At 66.1% G+C, this 20,415-nt stretch carries 18 protein-coding genes; 4 read left to right on the top strand and 14 right to left on the bottom strand.

Features of this window, described 5'->3' with window-relative positions:
* Nucleotides 1-6: 6 nt before the first annotated feature.
* The 13 genes from nth to NMQ14_RS07445 all read right to left on the bottom strand — a co-directional run bounded on the left by nth (nucleotide 7) and on the right by NMQ14_RS07445 (nucleotide 12,195).
* Nucleotides 7-666 carry an endonuclease III gene (gene nth / locus NMQ14_RS07385; protein ID WP_257094818.1) on the bottom strand — a complete coding sequence of 220 codons (660 nt, stop codon included), beginning with the start codon at nucleotides 664-666 and terminating at the stop codon, nucleotides 7-9.
* Nucleotides 666-1,358: an electron transport complex subunit RsxE gene (rsxE, locus tag NMQ14_RS07390; RefSeq protein WP_257094820.1), complete on the bottom strand. Its 693-nt coding sequence runs from the start codon at nucleotides 1,356-1,358 to the stop codon at nucleotides 666-668. Before rsxE ends, nth begins: the two co-directional genes overlap by 1 nt.
* Before the next feature lie 243 nt (nucleotides 1,359-1,601).
* Nucleotides 1,602-2,363 (bottom strand): electron transport complex subunit RsxG, encoded by a 762-nt coding sequence (gene rsxG, locus NMQ14_RS07395; protein WP_257094822.1) that lies wholly within the window; start codon nucleotides 2,361-2,363, stop codon nucleotides 1,602-1,604.
* A complete protein-coding gene (locus NMQ14_RS07400) occupies nucleotides 2,360-3,376 on the bottom strand; it encodes an RnfABCDGE type electron transport complex subunit D (RefSeq protein ID WP_257094824.1) in 1,017 nt (338 codons plus the stop codon). Before NMQ14_RS07400 ends, rsxG begins: the two co-directional genes overlap by 4 nt.
* A gap of 98 nt (nucleotides 3,377-3,474) precedes the next feature.
* Entirely contained in the window at nucleotides 3,475-5,145 is a 1,671-nt protein-coding gene (rsxC, locus tag NMQ14_RS07405) for an electron transport complex subunit RsxC (RefSeq protein ID WP_257094826.1), read from the bottom strand.
* 1 nt (nucleotide 5,146) lies between these two features.
* Entirely contained in the window at nucleotides 5,147-5,725 is a 579-nt protein-coding gene (gene rsxB, locus NMQ14_RS07410; RefSeq protein WP_257094828.1) for an electron transport complex subunit RsxB, read from the bottom strand.
* Nucleotides 5,722-6,300, bottom strand: a complete 579-nt coding sequence (rsxA, locus tag NMQ14_RS07415; protein ID WP_069040029.1) for an electron transport complex subunit RsxA — start codon at nucleotides 6,298-6,300, stop codon at nucleotides 5,722-5,724. The genes rsxB and rsxA overlap by 4 nt, the downstream gene beginning before the upstream one ends.
* Before the next feature lie 151 nt (nucleotides 6,301-6,451).
* Entirely contained in the window at nucleotides 6,452-6,634 is a 183-nt protein-coding gene (locus NMQ14_RS07420) for a hypothetical protein (RefSeq protein WP_257094830.1), read from the bottom strand.
* A 15-nt stretch (nucleotides 6,635-6,649) separates the two neighbouring features.
* On the bottom strand, nucleotides 6,650-7,063 hold the full coding sequence (locus NMQ14_RS07425; protein ID WP_257094832.1) for a YidB family protein: 414 nt from the start codon (nucleotides 7,061-7,063) through the stop codon (nucleotides 6,650-6,652).
* Between the two features lie 90 nt (nucleotides 7,064-7,153).
* Complete coding sequence (locus NMQ14_RS07430; protein ID WP_257094835.1) at nucleotides 7,154-7,540, bottom strand: DUF488 domain-containing protein; 387 nt, start codon at nucleotides 7,538-7,540, stop codon at nucleotides 7,154-7,156.
* 7 nt (nucleotides 7,541-7,547) lie between these two features.
* Entirely contained in the window at nucleotides 7,548-8,387 is an 840-nt protein-coding gene (locus tag NMQ14_RS07435) for an enoyl-CoA hydratase/isomerase family protein (RefSeq protein WP_257094837.1), read from the bottom strand.
* Between the two features lie 3 nt (nucleotides 8,388-8,390).
* Entirely contained in the window at nucleotides 8,391-10,088 is a 1,698-nt protein-coding gene (locus NMQ14_RS07440; protein WP_257094839.1) for an ABC transporter ATP-binding protein/permease, read from the bottom strand.
* A gap of 55 nt (nucleotides 10,089-10,143) precedes the next feature.
* Nucleotides 10,144-12,195, bottom strand: a complete 2,052-nt coding sequence (locus NMQ14_RS07445; RefSeq protein ID WP_257094842.1) for a transporter substrate-binding domain-containing protein — start codon at nucleotides 12,193-12,195, stop codon at nucleotides 10,144-10,146.
* Between the two features lie 721 nt (nucleotides 12,196-12,916).
* Here NMQ14_RS07445 and NMQ14_RS07450 point away from each other — a divergent pair.
* The 4 genes from NMQ14_RS07450 to cfa all read left to right on the top strand — a co-directional run bounded on the left by NMQ14_RS07450 (nucleotide 12,917) and on the right by cfa (nucleotide 19,556).
* Nucleotides 12,917-15,073: a bifunctional diguanylate cyclase/phosphodiesterase gene (locus tag NMQ14_RS07450; protein WP_257094843.1), complete on the top strand. Its 2,157-nt coding sequence runs from the start codon at nucleotides 12,917-12,919 to the stop codon at nucleotides 15,071-15,073.
* 482 nt (nucleotides 15,074-15,555) lie between these two features.
* Complete coding sequence (locus NMQ14_RS07455; RefSeq protein ID WP_257094845.1) at nucleotides 15,556-16,086, top strand: hypothetical protein; 531 nt, start codon at nucleotides 15,556-15,558, stop codon at nucleotides 16,084-16,086.
* Between the two features lie 264 nt (nucleotides 16,087-16,350).
* On the top strand, nucleotides 16,351-18,282 hold the full coding sequence (locus NMQ14_RS07460) for an ATP-dependent DNA helicase (RefSeq protein WP_257094847.1): 1,932 nt from the start codon (nucleotides 16,351-16,353) through the stop codon (nucleotides 18,280-18,282).
* Nucleotides 18,283-18,398: 116 nt separating this feature from the next.
* Nucleotides 18,399-19,556 carry a cyclopropane fatty acyl phospholipid synthase gene (gene cfa, locus NMQ14_RS07465; protein WP_257094849.1) on the top strand — a complete coding sequence of 386 codons (1,158 nt, stop codon included), beginning with the start codon at nucleotides 18,399-18,401 and terminating at the stop codon, nucleotides 19,554-19,556.
* Nucleotides 19,557-19,723: 167 nt separating this feature from the next.
* On the opposite strand, the gene NMQ14_RS07470 is transcribed toward cfa, so the two are convergent.
* Complete coding sequence (locus tag NMQ14_RS07470; RefSeq protein WP_257094851.1) at nucleotides 19,724-20,377, bottom strand: hypothetical protein; 654 nt, start codon at nucleotides 20,375-20,377, stop codon at nucleotides 19,724-19,726.
* Nucleotides 20,378-20,415: the final 38 nt, after the last annotated feature.

The raw sequence follows: 20,415 nt of genomic DNA on the forward strand, positions 1-20,415 counted from the left end.
GGGTTGTCACCCGGCGATGTTCTTGTCCCTGAAGCGGCATAGGTCGGTGATGTTGCACTGGCCGCACAGCGGCTTGCGAGCGGTGCAGGTATAGCGGCCGTGCAGGATGAGCCAGTGGTGGGCGTGGTCCATGAATTCCTTCGGGACCACCTTGAGCAGTGCCTGTTCGACCGCGACGACGTCCTTGCCGGGCGCGAGGCCGATGCGGTTCGAAATGCGGAAGATGTGCGTATCGACTGCCATGGTCGGCTCGCCGAACACGATGTTCAGCACCACATTGGCCGTCTTGCGGCCGACGCCGGGCAGCGCTTCGAGCGCGGCGCGGTCGTTCGGTACTTCGCCGCCATGCTTCTCCAGAAGCTGGTGCGACAGTGACACGACGTTCTTCGCCTTGGCGCGGAACAGGCCGATGGTCTTGATGATGTCCTCGACCCCGGCGACACCCAGACTGACCATGGCTTCCGGCGTCGGCGCCAAGGGAAACAGCCGGCGTGTGGCCACATTCACGCCCTTGTCGGTCGCCTGCGCCGACAGCACCACGGCGACCAGCAGCTGGAATGGCGAGCCGTATTCGAGATCGCTTTCCGGATGCGGGTTGGCGGCGCGCCAGCGCTCGAACATCGTCTGGATGTCGGCGCGCGCAAGCTTGCTGGCCCGTGCCCCCATCAGGCAGACGCCGTGTCTGCCGGTGTGTGCGGTGCCGCCGGACGGGCGGCCGCGGCGCGCGCCACCCAGGTATTACGTGCGGCAATCAACAGCCCGAGCAGAATGAAGGCGCCGGGCGGCAGGATGGCGATCAGCAGACCGTGGTAGTCGTCACCCAGCAGCTTGAACGCCTGCGCGCCCGGAATGATCATGTCGATACCCGAAAACAGCGTGCCCGCGCCGATCAGTTCGCGTGCGCCGCCCAGAAGCGCCAGCACCCACAGCAGGCCGACACCCATCGCCGCGCCATCCCACGCGGCGGCCAGTGGCGAATTCTTTGCTGCGAAGGCTTCCACCCGTGCGAGCACGATGCAGTTGGTGACGATCAGCGGAATGAAGATGCCCAGCACCAGATACAGTTCGTGCAGCCAGGCATTGAAGGCGAGGTCGAGGCAGGTGACCAGCGCGGCGATGATCAGGATAAACACCGGGATGCGGATTTCGTAAGGAATCAGCGTGCGCAGCGCCGCCACGGCGCCGCTGGCCAGCGCCATCACCAGCACGGTAGCCAGCGCGAGGCTGACCGCATTGACCAGCGTGTTGCTGACGGCCAGCAGCGGACACAGGCCGAGCAGCTGCACCAGCGCGGTGTTGTTTTCCCACAGGCCCTTGCGACCGATGTCGCCGTAGGCCGTGCGTTCTTCAAGGTTCATCGTGAGCCCGTCCTGTAATTCACCGCGGATTGTCGCGGAAAGAGGGAATGAACGCTGACTGCCGTCGGGTAATGTTCCGGCCCTCACCCCCGGCCCCTCTCCCGCTGATGCGGGAGAGGGGAGTGGTGGCCTGATCCCGCATCAGCGAGCGAGGTGGAGTCGCGATCTGATCCCTCTCCCGCCTCAGCGGGAGAGGGTGGCGCGCAGCGCCGGGTGAGGGCAACGCGGGCGGCGCTGCACGCATCACTTGAACACCTCACCAGCCGATGCGCCGGTCGGCAGGCCGAACAGCGCCTCGCGCGCCGGGGCGATCGCCGCCACGGCGCGCCCCGTGGCACGGATCACGGCGCGCGGCGAAATCGTCGCACCCGTCATGTAAGCGAAGTCGCCACCGTCCTTGCGCACCGTCCAGTTGTGCGCCTGCGCGGTGTCGCGGCCGGCGAACTGGGCGATCCACTTCGGCGTGGCGCGGTCCTTGGCCGGGTCGATGTAGTCGCCCAGACCGGGTGTTTCCTTGTGCGCAACGACCCGCACGCCGCCCAGTGTGCCATCGGCGCGCAGCGCGATCAGCAGGCGGATCGCGCCGCTGTAGCCGTCGGGCGCTTGCGCCTCGAACACCAGCGCGACCGGATCGGCGCCGCGTCGCGCGCGGTGCAGCGTGACCGGCCCGGCAATGCCCAGCGCGGGCAGTGACGGCAACTGCACGATGTCAGTCAGCAGCGCGTTGTCGTAGTCGCCCTGCGGCAGCACCTGGGCGATCAGCTCGAGCCGGCGCGCTTCGACCGATGCGCGGATCGGCTCGCGCGTGGCTTCGAAGGTGAGCGCCATCAGCGCGGTGAAGATGAGCGTGAAGGTGCCGAGCAGCAAGGCCGATCGCGCGGCGGTGCCGGCTGCACTGGCGGGTGGTGTCAGTTCGTGCGCTGTCAGTGCGCTGGGCAACGCCTCGGCCGGTGCCGGATCGGCGGCCGGTGTCACCGCCGGGGTGTCACGCGCCGCGTCGCTCATCGTGCGCCTCCGTCCGGCGGTTCGACCTTGTGGCCGAACACGGGCGGCTGGGTCTTGATGTCGATCAGCGGCACGCAGATGTTCAGCAGCAGCACCGCGAAGGCGATGCCGTCCGGGTAGGCGCCGAAGGCGCGGATCAGCCAGGCGATGAGCGCGATGCCCGCCGCGAAGATCAGTTTCCCGCGCGGCGTCGTGGCGCCCGACACCGGATCGGTCGCAATGAAGAAGGCACCCAGCATGGTGCCGCCGGCCAGCAGGTGGAAGGCCGGGCTGGCGTAGTGCGACGGATCGATCAGCCAGGCCACGCCGGACACCAGCGCCATGGCGCCGAGGAAGGCGACCGGAATGTGCCAGGTGATGATGCGCAGCGCGAGCAGCAGCAGGCCGCCCGCGCCCCAGGCCAGTGCGACCCATTCCCAGCCGGCGCCGCCCACGTGACCGAAAGCCGCTGACTGCATCACGGCGGAGACATCGGCGTTGCCGAGCAGCCCGGTGCGCAGCGCATCCAGCGGTGTGGCGCCGGTGACCGCGTCGAGCGCGCGCTCGCCGCCGAGCACCCAGTGCAGTTGTGTGGCGGCGTCGCTGCCCTGCAGTCCCGGCCACTGTGACATCAGCGCCGGAAAGCTGATGATCAGCACGCAATAGGCCAGCATGGCCGGGTTGAACGGGTTCTGGCCGAGGCCGCCATACAGGTGCTTGCCGATGATGATCGCGAACGACGTGCCGATGACGATCATCCACCAGGGCAGCAGCGGCGGCAGACAGACGGCGATCAGCCAGGCGGTGACCAGTGCGCTGCCATCGCCGAGCGCGCGGGCCACCGGGCGGCGGCGCAGCGACAGCATGGCGGCTTCGCAGGCCAGCGCAGTGGCGCTGGCGATCGCGATCTGCAGCAGCAGGCCGATGCCGAACAGCCACACCTGCAGGGCGATGGCCGGCAGCATGGCGACGAGCACGGTCACCATGACGCGGCGCACGCTGGTGTTCTGGCGGAGATAGGGCGAGTTGTACATCGGAGTCCGTGGTGGTCGGCGGGGCCGTCGGGTGGGTACTGCCCGGGGCAGTCGCGGGTCAGCTCATGGGGTGGCTCGTTGGGGGGGCATGGCCTGGCTCACTCGGCGGGCGCGTCGCTCCCGCTCAGTTCCGACGCGCGCTTGCGGCGTTCCTCTGCCGCGTCGATCTGCGCCTGCTGGGCCGGCGTCAGCGCGTCGGTGTTCTTTGCTGCTACCGCCTCCTTCTGTGCCCTGGCACGCGCCATGGCCGCTTCGATCAGCGCCTTCTTCGGGTCATTGGCGGCCGGTGCGGTGTCGGCGGCCGGGGCTGTGCCGTCAGCCGGCTTGACCGCCGGCTTGGCGGCATTGCGTGCAGCCAGCTTGGCGGCCTTCTCTTCCTTTTCGCGGTCGGCGCGCCAGTTGCGGAATTCGAAACGCTCGCGTGCCGAATCGGCAGCGTCCTTGTCGCGTTCGCGCGCCCAGATTTCACTCTTGGCGTAGCGGTAGTAATCGACCAGCGGGATGTGCGACGGGCACACGTAAGCGCAGCAGCCGCATTCGATGCAGTCGAACAGCTTGTATTCCTGCGCGCGGCCGAAATTGCGCGCCCGCGAATGCCAGTACAGCTCGAACGGTTGCAGGTCGGCCGGACAGGCGCGCGCGCACTCGCCGCAGCGTATGCAGGGCAATTCAGGTTCCGGCGGCGCGAACAGCGTCGGCGACGAGGCGAGCAGGCAATTGGTGGCCTTGACCACCGGCGCGTCGATATCCGGCAGCGGGATGCCCATCATCGGGCCGCCCATGATGAGCTTGTCGGTGTCGGGCTTGAGGCCGGCTGCGGCGAACAGGTACGAAATCGGCGTGCCGATGGCGACGTCGAAATTGCGTGGGCGCTCGACATTTCCGGTCACCGTGACGATGCGCCGGGTCAGTGGTTCTCCGTGCTCCAGCGCGCGCCACACGGCCAGCGCGGTGGCGACGTTGAAGCACTGCACGCCGAAATCGGTCGAACGGCTGCCATGCGGCACCTCGATGCCGGTCAGCACGCGGATCAGCTGCTTGGCGCCGCCGGCCGGGTAGCGCGTCGGTACCACGACGACTTCGAGCGAGGCGTGGCCCAGCGACTGTGCGGCGGCCTTTAGTGCGACAGCGGCTTCCGGCTTGTTGTCCTCCAGCGCCACCAGCACCTGCTTCGCGGCCAGCATGCGCTGCATGATCAGCGCGCCGCGCAGGATGTTTTCGGGCTCGGCTCGCATGAGCATGTCGTCGCAGGTGATGAAGGGCTCGCACTCGGCACCGTTGATCACCAGCGTGTCGGTGTGACCTGATTTGCCGGGGTTGAGCTTCAGGTGGCTCGGAAACACCGCACCGCCCAGACCCACCACGCCCGCATCGCGCAGGAAATCGCGGGTTTCACCCGGCGCGGCGGCGTGCCAGTCGAACGGCTCGCGTTCGATGGCGGTGTCCTGCCCATCGGGTTCGATCACCACGGCCGGTGACGACAGCCCCGACGCGTGCGGCATCGGCCGTGGCTCAATGGCGACCACGAGGCCTGAGGTGGGCGCATGCACCGCGCTCGATACATTGCCGTCGGCCGCACCGATGCGCTGCCCGCGCAACACCGTGTCGCCCACGTTCACCAGCGGTCGCGGCGTGCCGCCGATGTGCTGGTGCAGCGGAATGACGAGCTGCGGCGGCAGCGCCAGGCGGGCGATCGGTTCGCGCGTCGACAGCGACTTGTTCGGGTCGGGCTTGACGCCGCCGTTGAACGAAAAGAGCTTGCTCAGCATGTCAGGCCGCTTCCTTCGCCGGCAGTGTTGCCGGCTGCACCTTCAGCTCGAACACCGGATAGCGCCACTTCCAGTTCTCGACCGTTTCGGCCACCGGCACCATGTCGATGCAGTCGGCCGGGCAGGGCGGCACGCACAGTTCGCAGCCGGTGCACAGGTCGGCGACGATGGTGTGCATCTGCTTGGCCGCGCCGACAATGGCGTCCACCGGGCAGGCCTGGATGCACAGGGTGCAGCCGATGCAGGTCGCCTCGTCGATGACCGCAACAGACTTCGGCTTTTCGATGCCGTGTTCGGCATTCAGCGGCTTGTACTCGCGGCCCAGCAGATCGGCCAGCTTGCGCACGCCCTCGTCGCCGCCCGGCGGGCACTGGTTGATGTCGGCGTCGCCGCCGGCGATCGCGGTGGCGTAAGGCTTGCAGCCGGGGTAGCCGCACTGGCCGCACTGCGTCTGCGGCAGGATGGCATCGATCTTGTCGACCAGCGGGTCGCCCTGTGTCTTGAACAGCACCGATGCTGCGCCCAGCGTCGCACCGAGCACCAGCGCCAGACCGGCCATGACGATCAGTGCCGTGATCACGAATCCAGCCCTGCAAAACCCATGAAGGCGAGGCTCATCAGGCCGGCCGTGATCATGGCGATGGCGTTGCCGCGGAACGGCGCGGGAATGTCGGCACCGTCGAGCCGCTCGCGGATGCTGGCGAACAGCACCAGCGCCAGCACGAAGCCGGCGGCCGACGCGAAGCCGAACAGCAGCGATTCGAGCAGGTCATGCGCCATCGAGGCATTGAGCAGCGGCACGCCGAGCACGGCGCAATTGGTGGTGATCAGCGGCAGGTAGATGCCCAGCACCTGATGCAGCAGCGGGCTGGTTTTCTGTATCACCAGTTCGGTCAGCTGCACGATGGCGGCGATCACCACGATGAAGCTCAACGTCGACAGATAGCCGAGGTCGAAGGGCTTCAGCAGGAAGGTGTCGATCAGATAGCTGGTGCCGCATGCCAGCGTCAGCACGAACATCGTCGCCAGACCCATGCCCACTGCGGTTTCGAGCTTCTTCGACACACCCATGAAGGGGCACAGGCCGAGAATGCGCACGAACACCACGTTATTGACCAGCGCGGCACCCAGCAGCAGATAGAGGTAACTCGTCATGACGGGGCGAAGGTTCGCCAGGGGTTTACTGCACGTCGCGGCACACGGTGCGCCGCGAAACCACTGAATTATCCGTTAGTGCAGCGCAGCACTCAAGCTGCAGGCGCCCTGCGTGGCCGGTTATGGCGGCAAAATCCGCCCCCGAACCGCTTCAGAGAAAGGTCATCAACCCGACGCTCAGCAGCCCGTAGATGGCGATCACGGTCAGGAAGTAATTTTCATCTTCCGCCCGCGTGACCTTGCGGCCCATCACGAAAGAGCGCGCATACACCTCGCCCTTCACGAAGGCATATACGGTGTAGATCGCAACTGCGACGCCGATCAGCTTGAACATGCGTGGCCGCCCGCCCTATTTGAGCAGCCCGCTCAGCATGCCGAGGGCGTTCTGCATGGCGTCGCCTTCCGGTATCCGACCATTCGGTGTGATGCCGTCGATCACCTGCGGCAGCAGCGCGCTCAGCTGGCCCGACACTTCCTGCGGCGACAGCCCGAGCTGCTGCGCAATCTGGCCGATCTGACCGCTGCCGAGTACCGACTGCAGCTGTTCGGGCGAAATCGGCAGGTTCTGTCCGGTACCCACCCAGGACGACACCAGGTCGCCCAGCCCCTTGTCCTGAAAGGCGGCGATCAGCCCCTGCAGGCCGCCAGCCTGCGGATTGTTGATCAGGCCCATCAACAGTTGCAGCAGGCCGGAACCCTGTGCGCCACTCTGGCCGGACAGCGCACCGGCCACCTGACCTGCGATCGAATCGAACAGACCCATGGTGTATCTCCAGAAACAATGTTGAGCATGCGGGTAGCAGTGTAACGCCCTGCGTCCGGACCGCCGATACGGGCGACCGTTCCCGCCGCTTTACCCCATCCGGGCGCCGGCATCGGCCAGCAGCGTGCGCAGCAGAGAGCGGTGGCAGTGCGCCTCGTCGGCGCAGTAGCAACCGACCGAAAAGTCGGTCCGGTGCGACAGCGCCGCCAGCAGCGCGATCGTGTGCCGCGCGTCCGGCGCCGCCATTTCCGCGAGATAGCGCTTCGAGAACGCCGGCCACTGCAGGGGCGACGGATCGGCCTTCCACCGCTTGAGCGTGTCCGCGGAGGGCGCCAGATTCGGAAACCAAAGGTCGTACCAGTCGCGTGCCGCGAGTTCGGTCTTCGGCACGCCGCGTGGCGGCCGCCGCACGGTGCCCAGCCGCAGCCCCTCGCCGGGCCGGCGCGGGCTGCCGAGTTTCACGCTGAACACTGTCATGCCGCTATCATCCGTCCCGTCCGAACTGCGGCTTGCGTCGTGCCACGAAGGCCTGGACGGCTTCGGCAAAGTCGGCGCTGGCGGCGCTGCGCCCGAAGGCTGCCGCCTCTGCCGACAGTTGATCGGCCAGCGGCTGACCGGCTGCGCCGTCGGCGGCGGCGCTCAAAAGGTGCTTGATCTCGGCGTACGCATGGCGCGGGCCGCGGGCGATGCGGGTCACTTCGTCGGCAAGGGCTGCCTCGAAATCGGCTACCGGCACGACGCGTTCGACCAGACCGAGCGCCTTCGCTTCGTGCGCGTCGAAGCGGCGCGCGCTCCACATCAACTCTCGCGCGCGTCGTTCGCCCAGCGCGCGGCTCAGGAAGGCGGACTGCCCGCCGGCCCCCGGCTGCGCCAGCGCGATGCCGGCGGTGCTGAACAGCGCGTCATCGGCGGCCAGGGCAAAGTCGGAGGCCAGCATCAGCGACAGGCCATAGCCGACACAGTCGCCGCGCACCGCCGCGATCACCGGCTGGTGCGCCGCGCGCAACGCAAGGATGACCGGATTGACCTGTTCGGCGACCAGCGCCTCGAACGACGCCTGCCGCGCTGCCGGTTCGAGCGTCAGACCTTGCGCGAATTCATGCACGTCGCCCCCGGCACTGAAACTGGCGCCGTCGCCGCGCAGCACGAGCAGTTCGCAGGCTGGATCGGACAGCACGGCGCCGACTGCCAGCCGCAGCGCGCGCATCATCGCCGTGCTGTAGGCGTTGCGCCGCGCCGGGCGCGACATCGTCACGATGGCAACGCCGCCGTCGAAGTGGTTCAGTATGCGGCCGTCGCCGCCGGATTCAATCTGTTCAGTCAAGTGTCAGGCCTTCGCGCCGGACGGGCCCGGCGGCTCGATGTTCAGGAAGTTGTCGTGGAACACTTCCAGGGTGGTTCGATGCGCCACGCTGACCACGGTACAGCCTGGCAGGCGTTCGACGATCAGCTGGTACATCTGCGCTTCGGTCGCATTGTCGAGCGCGCTCGACGACTCGTCCATGAACAGGATGTCCGGCTGGTACAGCAGCGCCCGGGCAAACGCCAGCCGTTGCTGCTCGCCGGGTGAAAGCTGGTGGCTCCAGCGCGCCGACTCATCGAGACGCGCCACCAGATGAGGCAGGCGACAGTCGATCAGTGCCTGAGCCATGGCCGCGGGGTCAACGCTGTCGGTCGATGCCGGATAGGCCAGTGTGTCTTTCAGCGGACCGTCGGCCAGATAGTTCTTCTGCGGCATGAACATCATGCGAGCCGCGTCCGGCAGCGTGATGCGACCGCTGCCGAAGGGCCACAGCCCGGCGATGGCACGCAGCAGCGTGCTCTTGCCGACGCCGGAAGGTCCGCGAACCAGCCAGCGCTCGCCGGGCGCGAAGGCGAACGCGCGGATGGCCGACAGAAGGCGTCCCGACGGCAGGCCGAGCTCGACCGACTCGCCAGTGATTGTCCGGCTTGCCGGCTCGCGTTCGAGTGCGATGCCCCCGGCAGGTCGTTGCGCCATGACCGCCTCCATGGTGGTCAGGCGACGCACCCGCGCCGACAACTGGAACAGGTCGCGGTAGGACAGCGCGAACCAGGCCACCGCCGAGGTCGTGGCGGCGAATGCGGCGATGTCCTGCATCAGCGTGCCCAGCGACAGCTCACCGGTGAGCACCTTGGGCGATACGGCGATGATGGGCACCAGCACCGCGATGACTGAAAACGTCGTGGTGGTCAGGTTCAGATAGACGTTGTGCCGCATCAGCAGTGCCCAGTTGCGGCGGATTTCGCCGAACAGCTGCTGCAGCCGCGTCTGCTCGACCGCCTGGCCGCGGTACAGCGCGATCTGCTCTGCCGCATCGCGCACCCTGCCCAGCGCAAAGCGGAAATCGGCCTCGCAGGTCTGTTGCGCCACGGTGAGGCCGGCCAGGCGGTGGCCTGCAACATGTGTCACCACGGTCTGCAATATGCCCCAGCCGATGGCCAGCCAGAACAGGTAACCGGGAATGGTCACCGCCGCGCCGCCGACATCGAAAGTCATCGGTCCGGCGCTCTGCCACAGGATCCAGCCCATCGACCCGAGCGTGCCCAGATTGGCGATGAAACCGAGGCCGAGACTGATCATCAGCTTCACATATTCGCTGATGTCCTGCGACAGCCGCTGGTCCGGGTTGTCGCACTGCGCGTCGCGCTCCATGCGATAAAAGGTGTCGTCCCGCAGCCAGCGCCGCATCATGGAATCGGTCAGGCTGCGCCGCCAGCGGATTTCCAGCGCCTGCTCGAGGTAGCCGAGCAGCGTTGTGACCGCCACCAGAATGGCGACGGCGCCGAAAAAAAGCGTGATGCTGCGGTTGAAGCCCGGTGCATCGAGCTTCTGCAGCGCATCGTAGAAGTCCTTCTGCAGCTCGTTCAGCCACACGTTGAGCCCCGTGCTGGCGGCCACCAGTACGATCAGGATCAGCGCGAGCAGCCAGTACCGGTGACGCCCGGGCGAAGCGCGCCAGAAGGGTGCTGCGAGACGGAAGGTGTGTTTCAGGATATCGATCATGAGGACATGACCCAGGGCAATGAATGGAGGCGCGGCGCGCGCGCGATTGTGCGACTCAGCCGGTTGGTGCAGCCGGGTCTCCGGTTTCGATGGCGGGCTGCTCCAGCGTGAATTCGAATACCGCACCGACGCCGACACTGCCGCGTGCCCGGATGTCACCGCCATGGTGGCGAACGATGCGCTGCACGATGCTCAGCCCGACGCCGGAACCGGCGTATTCGCTTGCCAGATGCAGACGGCGGAAGGGCTCGAAAAGATGCCCGGCGTAAGCCATGTCGAATCCGGCGCCGTTGTCGGTCACCCGGTACCACTGACGTCCGTCCTCGACGAAGGCGTCGATGGCCACGCGCGGATCCTCCGCCTTTGCCGAGTATTTGCAGGCGTTGCCGAGCAGGTTCTGCCACACCTGGGCCAGCATTGCTTCGTCGCCGGTCGCGAATGGCAGTTCGCCGATGCGCAGTGTGGTGCTTCCGGTCTCGCCCATATCGGTCAGCAGCGCCCACGCGCGGGCAGCGCTGGCCGCCATGTCTATGCGTACCGGTTCGAGCGGGTGCCGGGCGGCGCCAGCGAGCCGGGTCAGCGCCTCGACGATGTCGTCCATGCGACGCGCGACATTCTCGATGCGTTCGGCATGCTGCAGCACCTTGTCGAAGTTGCCGGCCTGCAGATCGTCACGCAGCATGCGGGAGAAACCGCGGATGATGCGCAGCGGCCCGCGCAGGTCGTGCGAGATCGAGGCGGTCAGCGCTTGCATTTCACTTTGCGTGCCGGCCAGCGCCACCCGGGCCTGGCCCAGCGCTTCGGCCTGACGGTGCGCCGATTCGGTCAGCGCATCGTAGGCAGCACGCAGCGCATCGCTGTCGCGCAGCAGGTCGGTGACGTCGCGGATGATGGAAAACACCGCGCGTACGCCGTCCGACTGAAATTCTTCGGATGACACCAGACAGGCGCGCAGATCGCCGTCGGCGCTGCGCAGGCGCACCGGCGTGCTGCTCACTTCGCCGTCGGCACGCATCAGTTCGCGCAGGGCGCGCAGTCCATCCGGATCGACGAGCGCCGGCAGCGCGTCGATCGGCTGGCCGATGAGCGTGTCCGCCTCGGCGCCCGCCAGCCGGCACAGTGCGTCATTGACATCGAGCACGCGGCCGCTGTGGTACTCGCTGATCAGCATGGCGTCGGGATGATGGGTGAAGGCACATGCCAGCCGGTCTTCGGCCCGCTGCAGCGCCTGTTCCGCTTCGGCGCGACGGATGCGTTCGCGCGCGATCTGCGCCACACGGCGACGCAGCCGCAGCGCCAGCCAGCCCAGTACGACAGCCGCCCCTGCGCCGAGCAGCATCAGCTCCATTCGCTGAGTGACCACACGCCCCTCGAGCACGCTTAGATCGGCTGCTACGCGATGGCTGCTGAGCCACTTCATGCGCATTGCGTCGAGCTGGCCGGAGCGCTCGAGCACCTTCAGCGCATCATTCAACACCTCGCGCAGCGCCTCATTCTCCGGCGCCACCGCGAAGCCGTAGTCCTGCAGCCGCAGCATGAAGTTGCTCGCCATCACCACGTCGTACTGACCGCTCTCGAGCAGCTTGTCGCCATAGGCGCGCGGCATCAGTGCGAACTCGGCCGCGCCGTCGCGCAGTGCCGCGAACGCGGCCGCGTGATCGGAAACGGTCAGGAAGCGGTACTGCTCGCCGGGGAAGAAGTTGGCCCGGGTATCGCGCATCGGTTCGCTGTCGGGCACCGCAATCGTGCCGCGTGCCAGGTCGGCCATCGAAACCGGCGCATCGGTGTCGCGACGGTGATAGATGGACATGGCGGGCGTGGCATGCGCGGTGGAAAACGCCGCCCACTGCTCGCGGCTGCGCGTGCGCGACATTGCAATCAGATCCAGCCGGCCGGCCCGGAAATCGGCCTCGATGGCTGACCAGTCGTCCAGCCGCGGGACGATATGTAGCCCGGTAACGCGCGACAGTTCGGCGAGCAGTTCGATCTGGAAACCTTGCGGCTGGCCGTTCTCGTCGATGAACTCGAAGGGCTGGAAGTTGCGGTCGCCACCGTAGCGCAGCATCTCGGCGAATGCAGCACTGCAGGTGCCGAGACATAGAGTCACGACAAGCAGCGGGCGAAGTGCGAAATGGAAAAGGCCGCTATTGCGCAAACTTGAAGCCGGCAGGCAAATCTTCATCGAGTGCTTTGGGCGGAACCGGTGCGTCATCGCTTGAATCAAGTGGGCTGCAGCGGCTGCGGACTTGTTCGCTTTGTGGTCCGGACACCCTGCGGGGTGCAAGATTACAAGAAATTTACCCAGCGGCGTCGCGCGGTGCGCGTCCGTCACTGCGGGCTGCGGCAGCGACGACCTTTGAATTACATACGAATCGTAAAGTTTTATGCGGGCGCTGGCAGAGCTGCGCGGTGCGCGCACCCTGCCCGCAGCACGCATGAGCCGGATGCGCTCGCTGGTCAAGGTGGGGCAGTAGGTCATGACGGTTCGGGCGGATCCGCTTCGCACGAAAATGGTATTCAAGGCCATGACGGGTGCAAAGACATCATGCTGATGTCAGACATGTCCCGATGCAGAGCTTGAGAGCCAGTCGGTACCCGAACCTTCCGGCATGGTGTTCATCGGGATGGCGCAGATGCGTCATCGCCACCGGCGTGGCGCTGGCGGCCGTGTGTCTCTGCGTTCCGACGCGCCGATCAACACCTGCTTGAACGGCCCCGGGCCGCGCGCTGCTAAAGTGAGCCGACCGTGTTGCCGATACTGATGCACGTCCCGATCAGCACATGAGGACATCGAGGAGACCACACCCAATGCAGGACACCTCCGCAACATGACGGATCACGAGCAATCGGACGCTTCCGCGAACAAGGTCGCCCTGCGCGCGCTGATCGTCGAAGACAACCCTGTTGACCTGTGCGTGCTGCTGGTCCGCCTGAGGGCCGGTGGCTACGACGTCACGTCGGTGTGCGTCGAAACACCGGGCGCGTTGCGCGATGCGCTGGTGCAAGGGGGGTGGGACATCGTCATCAGCGACTACCTGCTGCCGACCTTCAATGGCCTGGACGCGCTGAATATCGTCAAGCGCTTTGACCCCGACCTGCCGTTGATCATCGTGTCGGGCGGCATCGGCGAAGACATCGCAGTCGAGGCAATGCGGGCTGGCGCGCAGGATTACCTGCTGAAGAGGAACCTGCAGCGCCTGCCGCCCGTCATCGATCGGGAGCTGAAGAAGGCGGCAGCGCGACGCGAGCAGCTGGCGGCGACTGCCGTGCTGCGCGAGAGCGAACTGCGCCTGCAGAGCATCCTCGCCACGCTGGAAGACATCATCTGGTCGATCGAGCTCAGAACGCAGCGACTGGTCTATCTCAACCCGGCCGCAGTCAATATCTACGGCGTACCGGCGGAGGCATTCCTTGACGGCCGCATCGACTGGCTCGACATGGTGCACCCGGACGACCGCGAGCGCATGCGCCATTCGTTGAAAGAAGTGTCGAAGGTCGGCAGTCTGGCGAGCGAGTACCGCATCGTGCGACCCGATGGCGAGGTGCGCTGGATACACGACCGCGCGCGCGTGGTGTGCAACGAATCGGGCGCACGCGTGCGCGTCGACGGCATCGCCCGCGACGTGACCGAACACAAGTTCAGCGAAGCCAAGCTCTACCAGGCGGCGAATTTCGACGCCCTGACCGGTCTGCCCAACCGCGCCATGCTGAGCGACCGCCTCAACCGCGCGCTGGTCCGCCAGTCCGACGGCAAATCCATGCTGGCGGTGCTGTTCGTCGACATCGACCGTTTCAAGGTCATCAACGACAGCATGGGCCACGACGCTGGCGACGAACTGCTGCGCCAGATCACCGAGCGCCTGTCGCATGCCCTGCGCGCGAGCGACACGCTGGCCCGCCAGGGCGGCGATGAGTTCGTCATCGTGCTGCCCGACCTGCACTGCGCTGCCGACGCCGAAATGGTATGCCGCAACCTGATGCGCGCCATCGAGCCGCCGGTCGAACTGCTCGGTCATCCGATCTACTGCACCGCCAGCATGGGCGTGGCGCTGTATCCGACCGATGGCGACGACGCGGGTACGTTGCTGAAGCACGCCGACCTCGCGATGTACCGGGCGAAGAAGGAAGGGCGCAATACGCTGCGCTTCTACAACCCGGAAGAGGGGGGCGCGGCCAACAACCGGCTCGAACTGGAGCGCGAGCTGCGCGCCGCGCTGGCCAATGACGAATTTGAACTGCACTACCAGCCGAAAGTCGATCTGACGCAAGATGGACGCATCGCCGGCTTCGAGGCGCTGGTGCGCTGGCGCCACCCGAGCCGCGGCCTGCTGTCGCCGCTGGAATTCATACCGCTGGCCGAAGAGACCGGCCTCATCGTGCCGATCGGTACCTGGGTATTGCGCCAAGCCTGTACCCAGGCGCGCACCTGGGTCAACGAATTCGGCCCGCACCTGCGCATGGCGGTAAACCTGTCAGCCCGCCAGTTTGCCGGCAGCGACCTGGTGGAGACGGTCACGACTGCGCTGCGGGACAGCGGCCTCGATGCGGGCAATCTGGAAGTCGAAATCACCGAATCACTGCTCATGCAGGACGCTGGAAAGTCGGTGCGCGTGCTGCGCCAGATCAAGGATATGGGCGTGTCGATCGCGGTCGACGACTTCGGTACCGGTTATTCCAGCCTTGCCTACCTGAAGCGCTTTCCGCTGGACGTGATCAAGATCGATCGCTCATTCGTGCGCGACATTTCCGACGACCCGGACGATGCCGCCATCTGCGCGTCCATCCTCGCCATGGCCCACGCCCTGCGCATGGAAGTCGTCGCCGAAGGCGTCGAGACGATGCCGCAGCTTGCCTTCCTGCAGGAGCATCGCTGCCAGGTCATGCAGGGCTACCTGTTCAGCCGTCCGCTGCCTGCCCGCGACGCGACCGCACTGCTCACCAGCCGGCGCCGCCAGCCGCTCAGCAGCTCAACCGCTGCGCATTAGCGATCGACTGCCCGGGCGACCCGTAGCCCGCTTCACCGCGACGCCATACGGGAAACTGGCATCGTCGTGCAGCGGCTTCCCCGAGACCAACGGTCGGCTCTTGCTCTCGTTCAATCGCCGCGATCTGTACGACTTCGCACGCCCGTGAAGGAACATCAGCGTGGCCCGCGGGCGGTAGCGCCGGACATGCCGCACTGCGAACTGGCGCCCTGGTCTGCATGGCTCGATAAGTGCTTTGTCGGTGTTGAGGGAGTTCCGCACATGGCGACGGCAGGTCCGGGCAATCTCGTCCGCATCACGTCGATCAACCACTGATTCCATCGCGTCTTGCGTAATGCAGGACCAGCCACGCTCCTTTGCCTGGAGACCTGCTCGAACACGTTTGTCGGGGCAGGCTCTTTTGTCCTTCCACCGCTTTCGCCCGCGAAAGAACTTCCTCGCCATGGCAATCCAGCCAGCTGACGGGATCAACAGGACACGCCATGACTGCCACCACCGAATCTCCCGCGTTTCAGCGTCTTGAAGCTGAAAGTCGCCTGCAGAAGCCTGCACTCAAAGGGCCCACGCACCTTCCCCGCCGTTTCGGCTTCCGCGGTGAAATCACCCTGACGACCGAACCGCTCGTATCGCTCAAGGAGACCATTGCCGTAGCGGACAACGGCGAAGCAACCCTTTCGTTTCTCGCCGGTTCGCTGCCATCCTTCAAAGCACTGCCTGCATTGATCGCGGCTCTGGGCCACACCATCAAGGCGGGCGGGAAGTACTTCATCTATGTGTCCGACCTCGATCGCGCATCGCGCTACCAGATCGAGTTCGACGGCGTATCGGTCTATGTGCTGCCGATCGACGACACTTCGGTCTACAACGAGCTGATCGATTTCCTCTATCTCGACAAGACGAGAATGAAGAAGATGGATACGGCCGAAAAGGTCGACACCATCGCCGACGCCGCGCTCAAGTACGCCCAGGTCTACGAAGTCATTACTTACGGAGAAGGGCTGAAACGACTCTGAACAGTCCGCGCCCGTGTCGGGTTGGCGACGCACGCAATGGCGCCAATCACGACAATCCGGCCTGACCGGGTCCGGCGTTGGCGCCGTGGACGACCCTGCTGCCGATTTCGATATTGGGGCACCGTCGCCCATCGCCTGATCATCGAGTCGAGTGGTACCTGAATATACCAAAGAGATTTTCCGGATGAGAAATGTGGCCCGCCATGCAGGTCAGCGCCGGGGCGTGCTGTACACTTCGGCCACTCTTCTTCCGATCACCTCTTCGTGTCCGACATTCCCACCACCTTTGCTGTCGACGGCCCGCTAGCCCGGGTGATCGAAGGTTTCACTCCGCGCGCGCAGCAGACGGAAATGGCCGAGCGGGTGGCGGCTGCGATCGAACAGCGCGGGGTGCTGGTGGTCGAGGCGGGCACCGGGACGGGCAAGACCTACGCCTATCTCGTGCCGGCGCTGCTGTCCGGCACCAAGGTGATCGTGTCGACCGGCACCAAGACGCTGCAGGACCAGTTGTTCCAGCGCGACCTGCCAACGGTGCGCGGCGCGCTGGGCGTGCCGGTGTCCATTGCGCTGCTGAAGGGGCGCGCCAATTATCTGTGTCATTACCACCTCGAACGTGCCCTGCACGACGGCCGGCTCGGCTCGCGCGAAGAGGCCGGGCATCTGCAGGCCATCGCGCGCTGGGCCAAGGTGACGAGCAGCGGCGACAAGGCGCAGTGCACCGAGGTGCCGGAAGAGTCGGGCGCCTGGCAAATGGCCACTTCGACGCGCGACAACTGTCTGGGCCAGGACTGCCCGAACGCGAAGGAATGCTTCGTCACCGCGGCGCGGCGCGAGGCGATGGAGGCGGACGTGGTGGTGGTGAATCACCATCTGTTCTTCGCCGATCTGATGCTGCGTGACGAGGGCGTGGCCGAACTGCTGCCGGCCTGCAATGCGGTGGTGTTCGACGAAGCGCATCAGCTTGCCGAGACCGCCAGCCTGTTCTTCGGCGAGTCGGTATCGACTTCGCAGATGCTGGAGCTGGCGCGCGACACGCGCGCCGAGGCGGTCATCAACGCCAAGGATTTCAAGCAGTTGCCTGAAACCGCCGAGCGCATGGCCAAGACGGCGCGCGACCTGCGGCTGGTGTTCCGCGAAGAGAACGTGCGGCTGTCGGCGGTGCAGATCGACGAGCGCACCGCGTTCGCGCCAGCGCTGGCCACCGTGCTGGACGCCTTGCACGAGCTGGCCGGCGTGCTCGAAACCCAGGCCGGGCGCAGCGAGGGGCTGGAAAAGTGCTGGCAGCGCTCGCTCGATCTGGTGGCGCGCATCGAACGCTGGCAGAAGCCTGACCAGCCCGACCGCGTGCGCTGGGCCGAGGTGTATACGCAGGCGCTCGCGCTGAACGCCACGCCGCTGTCGGTGGCCGACATTTTCCGGCGCCAGATGGAAGACAACCCGCGGGCGTGGATATTCACGTCGGCCACGCTGGCGGTCGGCGGCGATTTCGGGCATTACTGCGGCGAACTGGGCCTCGCCGGCGCCGAGACGGCGCAATGGGGCAGCCCCTTCAACTACGGCGAGCAGGCGCTGCTGTATGCGCCCGAAAACATGCCGGAGCCGTCGGCGCCCACCTACGCCGAAGCAGTGGCGCGTACCGCGTGGCCGCTGATCAAGGCCTGCCGCGGCGGCGTGTTCGTGTTGTGCACCTCGCTGCGCGCAATGAAGCGCATCCACGAACTGATCGAGGACAAGCTGTCTGCCTACGATCCTGAGCGCCCGCTGCTGATGCAGGGCCAGGCCACGCGCAGCGAGCTGCTCGAGCGGCACCGCGCCGCCGGCAACGCGGTACTGGTCGCCAGCCAGAGCTTCTGGGAAGGTGTGGATGTGCGCGGCGACGCGCTGCAGCTGGTCATCATCGACAAGCTGCCCTTCGCACCGCCGGACGACCCGGTGCTGTCGGCGCGCATCGAACACATGAAGCGCGAAGGCCGCAACGCCTTCATGGATTACCAGCTGCCGCATGCCGTGATCAGCATGAAGCAGGGCGCCGGCCGGTTGATCCGGGACGAGCACGACCACGGTGTGCTTGTGGTGTGCGACCCGCGCCTGATCGACAAGCACTACGGCAAGACCATCTGGCGCAGCCTGCCGCCGATGCGCCGCACGCGCAGCGAAGACGTGGCGGTGCAGTTTCTGGAAAGCCTGGGCGGCTGAGCGCTTCGCGATATTCCTGAGGCGCGGTTGCGCGGATTTCCTGATCCGCGCCGCGCCCCGCGCGCTAGTCTGGACCTGGTCTAAACTCATTGTTCCGAAGTCCGGGAGGTGTCGCCATGTTGCGCGAAGCACTTTTCAGGGGGCCGCCGCAGGACGACGCCCATTCGTCGAAATTCCGCGTGCTGTCCGGGCTGCTCGCCCAGGCCGGCATCGAAGTGGACGGACCGGAACCGTGGGACATGCGCATTCATTCGCCGGACCTGCCGGCGCGCCTGCTCGCGCAGGGCAGCCTAGGGCTGGGCGAAAGCTATATGGATGGCGAATGGGACGCCGACCGTCTCGACGAATTCTTCGCCCGGCTGCTGCGGGCACGTCTGGGCGAGCGCGTGCAGCCGGCGCGCATCGTCATGCACGCGCTCAGCGCGCACCTGTTCAACCGCCAGACGCGGCGCCGTGCCTGGCAGGTCGGCGAGCGTCACTACGATCTGGGCAACGATTTCTACGCGGCCATGCTCGACCCGCGCATGACCTATACCTGCGCCTACTGGAAGGACGCCGATGACCTCGCGGCTGCGCAGGATGCCAAACTCGATCTGGTGTGCCGCAAGCTCAAGCTCCAATCAGGCATGCGTCTGCTCGATATCGGCTGCGGCTGGGGCAGTCTGATCGGCTACGCGGCCGAGCACTACGGGGTGGAATGTGTCGGCGTGACCGTGTCGCGCGAACAAGTAGAGTGGGCGCGCGCACGCTACGCCGGCCTGCCGGTGGAATTCCGGCTGCAGGACTACCGCGAGGTCGATGAAGCGTTCGACCGGGTGGCCAGCATCGGCATGTTCGAGCACGTCGGGCGCAAGAACTTCCGTACCTTCATGCAGGTGGCGCGGCGCTGCCTGCATCCGGACGGCCTGCTGCTGTTGCACACGATAGGCAAGAACACGCAGCGTGGCGCCACCGATCCCTGGATAGACCGCTACATCTTCCCCAACGGCGACCTGCCGGCGGTCGGCCAGATCGGCCATGCACTTGATGATCTGTTCGTGGTGGAAGATCTGCACAACTTCGGCGCCGACTACGACCGCACGCTGATGGCCTGGCATGCCAATTTCGAAGCCGCCTGGCCGCAATGGGCCCACCAGCTCGGCGAGCGCGTTCGCCGCATGTGGCGCTATTACTTGCTGTCGTGCGCCGGTGCGTTCCGCGCACGCGACATCCAGCTCTGGCAGTGGGTGTTGTCGCCGGCCGGCGTGCCCGGCGGCTATCGCCGCATCAGCTGATGCGGCGCTTCGACCTGAAAACCTCGGTTGATCGCTGGAAATGCTGATGGGGGAGCGTGCGCTTGCGAGTTTCGTGCTTCGCCCCGCCGTCACCCTCCGTGTGAGGGCGCTTTGCCGCACACCCTGCCAACCCTGCCCATGGCGTCGATCAACTGAGCTTCTGAGGTTCAACCTGCATTGAAGTACTGGCGGATCGCTTCGTCCGAGGTGTGGGTGTTCAACTCGCTGACGTTGATCGACATGCTGCCGGTAGCCCACAGGTAGTGCTTGCGGAACCACGCATAGAGCTCGTCCGATGCCTTGTCGATCGCGCCCAGGCGGCCCGACTCGATCAGGTATTGCAGCGCGCGGTCCGCCCCCGGGGTCTGCTCGGTCACGGCGCGATGCTTTTCGAGCGGCTGGAACAGGCGGCCCACATCGAGTGCGGTGACCGATTGCGGGCGCTCGGCCAGACGGCGCTCCAGCCTGTCGATTGCGGCCGTCCACGACGGGCTGAGCTTGAAGCGCTTGCGCAGACTTGCGATCCAGTTTTGCAGAAGCGCAACATAGGTTTGTTCGGTGGCCTTTTCGCTCATCATGTTGGCGTTATCCTTGTACGCAGTCGCGGAACCAGTCAGCCGGTGACGCAGACTTGCAGCCGACGTCCTCCAGTCCGCTTTTACGACTGCGCAACGATCCGGCTTGAGCAGCCGGTGAGCAGGTTGGCACGGCGAAACGAATATTTTTTCGCGTGGGGTGCTCCGCCCGCGCTGCATCACGGTCGAGGCCCGATTTCTCGTGAATGATGGCGCCACGAGAAGCGCTTTCTGGTCTGCAGGCACGCATCCGGTCCTCCCCGGACGGGGTATCCGGATTTTCA

Origin of the sequence: Methyloversatilis sp. XJ19-13, from assembly GCF_024580155.1 — a bacterium.
In the GTDB taxonomy this organism is placed as follows: domain Bacteria; phylum Pseudomonadota; class Gammaproteobacteria; order Burkholderiales; family Rhodocyclaceae; genus Methyloversatilis.